Genomic DNA, 6,772 nt, shown 5'->3' with positions numbered 1-6,772 from the left:
ACGGCCGGAACCCGAAGCCGACCGGAAGGATTTGTCCTGGCGCGTCATCCGACATGGTCGGATGATCTCGAACTTTGAGGAAGGTCCGCCACCCTGTTCATGCCGCAGTCATCCGTGGCCGTTCAACGAGCTGGCCGGGCCGACCGGCCGGATGAGCCCTTTTGAAGCCTGCCCAGTACCAACGCTGTTCCGCTGAATCCAGCTTGAGCCCCCGGATGCTTGGCCGTAGCCAAAGCACGTTCGCATCCTCGTCTGTCGAATGCGTGTCGAAGGCGCCGAACGTCAGAGCTTGGCGTCCGGAAAAGGCCAGGTCAGCTCCGCTCGTCCGATGGTCTGCTCCAGCGCCTTCTAAGCCCTCGCTCCAAGCTTGTCGGTACACCCCAGCAGGTCCCTTCGCGCCGCGTGGCCGGATTCGCTCCCTTGTTGGCGCTTCGTGCACCTGTCACACAGTTGAGAGGCGGGGTGACTGGGGGAGGGGGACTGTGTATGTCCGTGCTGGGTGGCAACCGCGGTGAGCCGTCGGACTGGGCCGTGAAGCGGTTTGGGCGACACGCCGGCAGGCTCGTCGAAGCGATTCCGGAGCAACTGGCCAGGGCTCACGTACGGGCTCATGCGGTTCACCTCACCGCGAGGCTGAAGAAGCGCCGCCCTTACGGCTCCACCCTGGCCGAGGCAGTGCGCGAGAACCTCGCGGATACCGCTCGTGAACTGGACGAAGCCGTGCGGGACGTGCGCGGGTACGAGTACGCGGTCATCAACGACCACGCACTCTTCCCCTTTAAGTACGCCGACCGCCCCAAGTCTCTCGAACGCGCAAGGTTGGCTGCCAACGCTTCCCCTACGCGGCGCCGGATGCTCCTGAGCCACGGGCCGGAGCTGCAAGACGGCCTCTTCCCTCTTGATGACGAGCTCACGACAGAGGAGTACGAGGAACTGCACGAGACCTTCGAGGCCCTGGGCGCCTCCACGAAGCTCGTGTGTCTGTTCTTCACGGCTGACCCCGAGAACGGCATCCACGTCATCCACTGGGGGGACGCCCACCTGGAACCTGACCGCACCTTCACTTGGCTTCACAGTGAACAGCTGCGGGTTGCGCCCCAGCCTCTTGAATGAGCAGTGTCGACGCTGGGCCGTCTCTGGGCCGTGCGAGGGTGCCCGAGGCTGACCAACGACGACCGACAGTGACAGCCGAGTCAGAGCCGCCAACAGTGAAACACCAGGTCACAGCCCCCGGCCAAACGGGTTAGGACCCAGGGGTGGCGGTCGGGCAAGATGGGGTGTTTCTAGCCACAAGACCAACAATGAAGGGCAGCTCAAGGGGTTCTCTCCCCTTGAGCTGCCCTTCATTCAGAGCGGTGCTACTCAGGCGATGCCAGGCGGTGACCACGGCTGGCCGCTACGCGGAGCGTGTCCCTCAGAGCTCCGGTCAGGGCCTTCGCTAGAAGTCGTAGGTCATCCGAATCCGGATCGGCGTCAGCGAGCATGTCTGACGCCTGGTCCACAAGTTCGGTTGCTCTCCCGAGCTGCACCGATTCCATGTTGTCGGCCAGGCGGGACATGGGGCCGTCACCGTCGTCGGTGCTGAGAAAGCAGGGCTTGCCGTCGGGTCCTGCCCATGGGAGGAGCCGCAGTTCGTCTGACGTCGTCATTTTTCCGGCGTCCTCTCGTCGGTCGGGTAGTGGGTGGTGAACAGCGCGTCGGCGCGGTCTCCCGGCAGCACCAGGAGCGCGGCCTCGACGACGCGTCCACGGGTGTCGGTCGTCTGACGTTTGATGGTGAGGACTGCCAGGGCGAGGCTGATCCGAAGGGTCGATGCCTCCTGCGGTGTCGGGAGTCGAACGCTGACCTGTTCCCGGACTTCAGCCAGCGGCGGGCGGAGGCGCAGCAGGCGCTTCATCACCCCCTCGTACGGGAGCGACTCGCGGAGCGCGGCGGCTGGCACCAGATCGCAGGGGACGTAGATGCGAGCCAAGCTGTGCGGTCTCTCGCCCTCATGGCTGAGACAGAGGAACTCGGTCAGACGGCTACCTGTCGACACCTTCAGCAAGCTCGTCAGATGCCCGCGGGCCTGAATGCGGGTGGTGTGAACGGTGACGCTCAGAGCTGCGTGAGCAGCGGGCTGCCCGTTGGCGGTGCGGCCTCCTCCGACGTACGTGATCCTTTGGAGGGGGCGGCGGACGAAGTTCCCCTTGCCGTGGACCTTTTCGACGAGACCCTCCGCTTGGAGTACGGCGAGGGCGTTCCGCAGCGTCGGTGTGCTGACCCTGTACTCCGAGGCGAGGTGGGCCTCAGCAGGAAGACGCTCGCCGGGTTTGATCCGGCCGGTGGCGATCCGGTCGCGGAGGTCATGGGCGATGGTGTCGCGGCGAGAGGGCACGGGATGGATCACCGCCTCGCACTCTCCGGAGCCGCAGGGCGTCGAGTCGAGTGCCCATGTGCATGGTCAGCAGCTCGCCCGAGTCGAACACAAGTCGCTTGGCTCCGCCGGGCAGCTGGAAGAGGTCGATCACTCGGCAGTGCTGGCCTCCGATCTGGATGACGTCGCCGAGCTGCACGCTGGCCGAGGTGATCTCGATGGGGGAGAGCACGACGCCACCGGGTACGTGTCCTCTCACCTCACCACCTCCGCCGGCACTTCCTGAGGGGCTAACGGGTGACAGGGGCACTCACAGGCTTCGTAGATCACCGGTACGTCGACCGGTGCCGTAACCGGGGAGGACTCCGCGCAGGCGTTGTGCGTACCGATCCGGCACGAGATCGACCGGTAGGAGTCGGCTTCCACCGGCGTGGTGCGGGGCGGTTGGCGAGGAGGCATCAGCAGTCACCCGCCGAGGCGAGCCAGGGACCGGCAAAAGGAGGGCAGAGAGCGGCCGTTGGGCGGTGCCGCGCACGCTCATCACTGTCCAGCACATACGGGCGGACGAGCGCGCTCTCCTCGCCCCTGAGAACGCTCGTGTGTTCTCGATGTCGGTGCAGGAACAGCGGTGCGCCGTAGGCGTATGCGGGGAAAGCGGCCAACGGCCGTGCGGGTGTGGTGGCGCGGCGGTGCCGGCCCTTGGGGCGGTACCGCGCACTGACGCGCGAGACGGTACGGCGGATACGATTGAACACGCTGCTCAGCTCCTATCGCTGATGGCCTGGTCCCCCGACATCGCCCGTCGCGGGGACCGTTCTGCCTACGACCGCCCAGAGGGTGCGGCCGTTCGAGCTGGTGGCGAGGAGCCCGAATCGGTCGGCCTCGGCCACCGCTTCCAGGACCTCCCGCCATGACTCGGCGGAGAGTGGTTCCGGCACCTCCGCTTCGATGGCCGTACAGTCGTCGCGCTCCTCCAGACGTGTGGTGAGCCCGACGGCCGATAACCGGGCTGCGATGGCCTCCGCGCTCGCCTCGTAAGCAGGCACAGGACATCCTCCGGTCACCGGCGATCACTTTGAGTGAAGCTAGTTAACCAGATTAGAGCTAGTGGACTAGATTTTCCATATGCCTGAGCAGCCGCCCTATCTCCGCATCGCCGACGAGCTCCGGCGGCGGATCGTGGAGCACGAGTGGGTGCCGGGGGATCGGCTTCCCTCCCGTGCCCAGATCGCCCAGGAGTGCCAAGTGGGCGAGAACGTGGTCCGCCGGGCCCAGGAACTGCTGATCTCCCAGGGGGTGCTGGAAGGTCGCGCTGGTTCCGGTACTTACGTCGCCGAGTCCCGGCAACGGGTGCGGATGGTCCGTTCGTCGGCGCGCGAGCAGCCCGAGAGCTCCCCGTTTCGTGCGGACATGAGGGCCGTGGGCAGGCAAGGCGACTGGGAGAGTCGGAGCGAGGCGAAAGTCCCGGCACCGGCGGAGATCGCGGCACGTCTCGGCATCGCCGAGGGCCATCCGTGCGTCCGCACCGCGTACGAGTTCCTCGCCGACGGCAGGCCGGTGCAACTGTCGACGAGTTGGGAGCCGTACGACCTCACCGCCGGCACGCTCGTCGTGCTCCCCGAGGGAGGGCCGCACGCCGGGGCGGGCGTCGTGAACCGCATGGCCGAGATCGGCATCACCGTCAGCCACACCGTGGAGCAGCCCGAGCCGCGCCAGGCGACCGCCGAGGAGGCATCACTCCTGGGCATCCAGAAGGGCTCCCTGGTCACCCACATCCGGCGGACCTACTACAGCGACCAGGGGCGGCCCGTGGAGACCGCGGACATCGTGGTGCCCGCCGCCCTCTGCGAGATCGTCTACGAGATTCCGATCAGTCGGTAGTCAGCCGCCCTGGTGTCCGTTGCCGATGTACTCCAGCAGTCATCGGTGCGCGCTCCAGCCGTGCCCCTTCCATGCCCGATCGAGCGGGAAGCCACGGGGAAACACGGCGATGAGCGGGCAGCGGACAGCACAACGGTCTCTGACCGTATGTCCTGGTCAGAGGCCCTTCGGCTTGACTCGCCCAGCGAGACTCCACCACCCACGTGGTTAACGCTCAGGTGGCATGCGTGCGAAAAGAATCAGCCATCCTTTTACAGGCTCTGGGGGAGGAGCGGTTGAATAGAGACCCTGGTCAACCTAGTTTGCAGCCTCTGCAGACCGCGAATAACTCCTGCTCAGCCGAATCCACGGTGACTGAAACTTGAGTGTATTAGTAGTGTCGAAACGGTCGCTCGGGCCTGTCTGGTCTGCGTGGCCGTGACCGGCGTTGTGGCGACGCCATTGCTAGTGTCCGATTGTGCCGATCAGGCCCCTAGCGCAGCGCACTGTAAAACCCGCCAGTGGTATCGCGCTTGGGGCGCCTTGGAGGCTCACCAGAGCGTGACTGCCCCCGTGTGGGGTAGCTCAACGCTCGTGCTTGAGGGCGGAGTTGCCGCGGTGCCTGATAAGGTCCGTTGCTGCCGCGCCTGCACGTGGGCAAGCTAAAGAGCCGTTACGCCTCTCCGGACAAGAGACTTGGCGTCACGGCTCTCCAACTACGACTCAAGGAATGCCTGCATGGAAGCATTACCTCAACACCCGTGCACTGAGCCAGCCCAACGCACTGCGCAGTGCGTTGAGAATAGTACACCCAGGGAAATGAACAAGGCCATGCCGTGGTTCAAGCGCCACGAGGTTGTGGGGGCTGTCGCAGGAGCCGTGAGTGCGGTCGCTGCTGTGATCACCGTCTTCAAGTAGGGGTTGCTGTACAGCAGGGAAGTACAGCAACCACAGCAACCGGTCCCGTCCCGTAGCGTCCTTGTAGACCTGAAGTGCGACCTGTATGACCGTCACTGACCGATCTATCTAGAGCTACGGATCAGAAGGCTTCTGACATCCACGGCTGACATCAACGGCGCCGGACGGGGGCGTACACCAGCGTCTCTGTCCGGCCGCCGTATCAGTGAGTGGCAGCAACCAGAGCAGACTGGGATCGAACTCCTAAAGCGGTGCTCAGCTCCCGCCGTGCAGCACGCTACTGATCTCCAGAAGGCGCCCCTCAGGCGGAGCGAAGGCGTTGCTGGGGTTTCGGTAGGAGTGTCCACCGTCGTTGATCCAGACGCCGTCTGCCAGCCTCCAGTGAGCAGGAGCCCATTGGCCCTGGTTCTCAAGGAGCATGCTCGCCACGTCGGCGGGCTCTTCGATCAAGGTGAGAGCGCTGAGCGCGGTGGTGAGGGCAACGGTTGCGTCGTCGGGAAGTCGCGCGTCGCCGAGTGTGGGGAAGAGCAGCAAGAGACGGGCGTCGGGGTCGTCAACGCCCTTTGTTGACGACTGTCGAGCAACGGACAGCAACTCCGGCCAGGCCATGCCGGGGCCCATGAAGTGACCGTCATCCACAGCGAGGGTTTCCGCTACTGGCCAAGTCGGGTGATGTATCAGATAGTCCACCCCTCGGTCTCCGTCGAAGTTGCGATAGACGACATAGATGGTGTGGCCGGAGCGGAGGGGCACGTTGAACATCGGCCACTCCTGCTCGGCGGAGAGCACGCGGTAGAGCTCCATGGCCGCGTCCCAGTCAGCTCCGAACGCGGCTCGCTGCGCGTCCTCGCCGCGCAAACACGTGCCGAGGTGCACGGGCCAGAACAACGGATCGTCAAGGTAGGCACCGCCCTCGGCCAGAGGGCCGCCTTCATATCCGGGGATCTTCAACACGCGAGGATGATGGCACGAGGGACCGACACACCACCGGGGCGTGAGGTCGGCCCGCTCCGTCTCAGTGTGCCGTTCACGGCCGTTCAGACGAGACCCGGAGCCGCCCCCGCCCCGATGGCCGACCGCCCATGAACGCAGGTGAACGCCCCTGCACGCAGCCCACCACCCCACCAACACAGTGGGAAAGCGTGTGGGTCGGCAGCTGCATACTGCCTCGCCGGTTGGGCCCAGCCCGCGTTGAACGGTCAGGCGGACCACGCACGGATCACTGCGCTGATGACGCGTTACAGGGCGCAAAAGCGGTAGGTACCGCCGAAGCGCAGATGACGAGGGCGCGCACCACGGCCGCACCAGATCGGGCGGGGAATCACGGTGAAAGCCGCCGAGCCCGACGAGATTGCTCCTCGGCTATTCGCCCAGTCGTGTCAGCACGCACGCGGTTGCCCCGTTCTGACATGGCGCCGGACGTCAGCACTCCCAGGCGGTCTGGCATGGCCAGTCTGGCCAGGTGGCTCCCCGATGGTGCCGAGGAGCGATCGAACTCCTGAAGCGGTGCTCAGTCGGCCGTGGCCTATCCGTGGACTCGTCCCGCCTGCTCTGCCACGCTCAGGGCCGTGACCTGCTGCGTTACTCAGGTCCCAAGCGGCCTCCGGAGCCGTGCGCTCTAGACTGGCCGGCCTGTCG

The 6,772-nt window shown here is 65.6% G+C and carries 8 protein-coding genes; 3 read left to right on the top strand and 5 right to left on the bottom strand.

The features are described 5' to 3' along the window. Both ACFYO2_RS33830 and ACFYO2_RS33825 read left to right on the top strand, forming a co-directional pair. A partial coding sequence (locus tag ACFYO2_RS33830; RefSeq protein WP_388356723.1) for a hypothetical protein occupies window positions 1-196 on the top strand: 196 nt, incomplete at its 5' end. A 479-nt stretch (window positions 197-675) separates the two neighbouring features. Beyond that, entirely contained in the window at window positions 676-1,113 is a 438-nt protein-coding gene (locus ACFYO2_RS33825) for a hypothetical protein (protein WP_388356721.1), read from the top strand. A 245-nt stretch (window positions 1,114-1,358) separates the two neighbouring features. Here ACFYO2_RS33825 and ACFYO2_RS33820 read toward each other — a convergent pair whose 3' ends face one another. From ACFYO2_RS33820 to ACFYO2_RS33805, 4 genes are all read right to left on the bottom strand, one after another. Beyond that, window positions 1,359-1,649, bottom strand: coding sequence for a hypothetical protein (locus tag ACFYO2_RS33820; protein ID WP_388356719.1), 291 nt, complete (start codon window positions 1,647-1,649; stop codon window positions 1,359-1,361). Further along, window positions 1,646-2,377 (bottom strand): GntR family transcriptional regulator, encoded by a 732-nt coding sequence (locus ACFYO2_RS33815; protein WP_388356716.1) that lies wholly within the window; start codon window positions 2,375-2,377, stop codon window positions 1,646-1,648. The genes ACFYO2_RS33820 and ACFYO2_RS33815 overlap by 4 nt, the downstream gene beginning before the upstream one ends. Next, a complete protein-coding gene (locus tag ACFYO2_RS33810) occupies window positions 2,346-2,615 on the bottom strand; it encodes a hypothetical protein (RefSeq protein WP_388356713.1) in 270 nt (89 codons plus the stop codon). The genes ACFYO2_RS33815 and ACFYO2_RS33810 overlap by 32 nt, the downstream gene beginning before the upstream one ends. Window positions 2,616-3,123: 508 nt before the next feature. Further along, entirely contained in the window at window positions 3,124-3,402 is a 279-nt protein-coding gene (locus ACFYO2_RS33805) for a hypothetical protein (protein WP_388356710.1), read from the bottom strand. Window positions 3,403-3,481: 79 nt separating this feature from the next. Between ACFYO2_RS33805 and ACFYO2_RS33800 the strand changes: the two genes are divergently transcribed. Further along, window positions 3,482-4,237, top strand: coding sequence for a GntR family transcriptional regulator (locus ACFYO2_RS33800; RefSeq protein ID WP_388356707.1), 756 nt, complete (start codon window positions 3,482-3,484; stop codon window positions 4,235-4,237). A gap of 1,152 nt (window positions 4,238-5,389) precedes the next feature. Here the strand turns inward: ACFYO2_RS33800 and ACFYO2_RS33795 are convergent. Next, window positions 5,390-6,088: a hypothetical protein gene (locus tag ACFYO2_RS33795; protein WP_388356704.1), complete on the bottom strand. Its 699-nt coding sequence runs from the start codon at window positions 6,086-6,088 to the stop codon at window positions 5,390-5,392. Window positions 6,089-6,772: the final 684 nt, after the last annotated feature.

The sequence above is a fragment of the Streptomyces sp. NPDC006602 genome, assembly GCF_042870385.1.
Lineage (GTDB): Bacteria > Actinomycetota > Actinomycetes > Streptomycetales > Streptomycetaceae > Streptomyces.
Note: the sequence above shows the minus strand (reverse complement) of the source record. Positions and strands in the feature narration are given on the sequence as shown.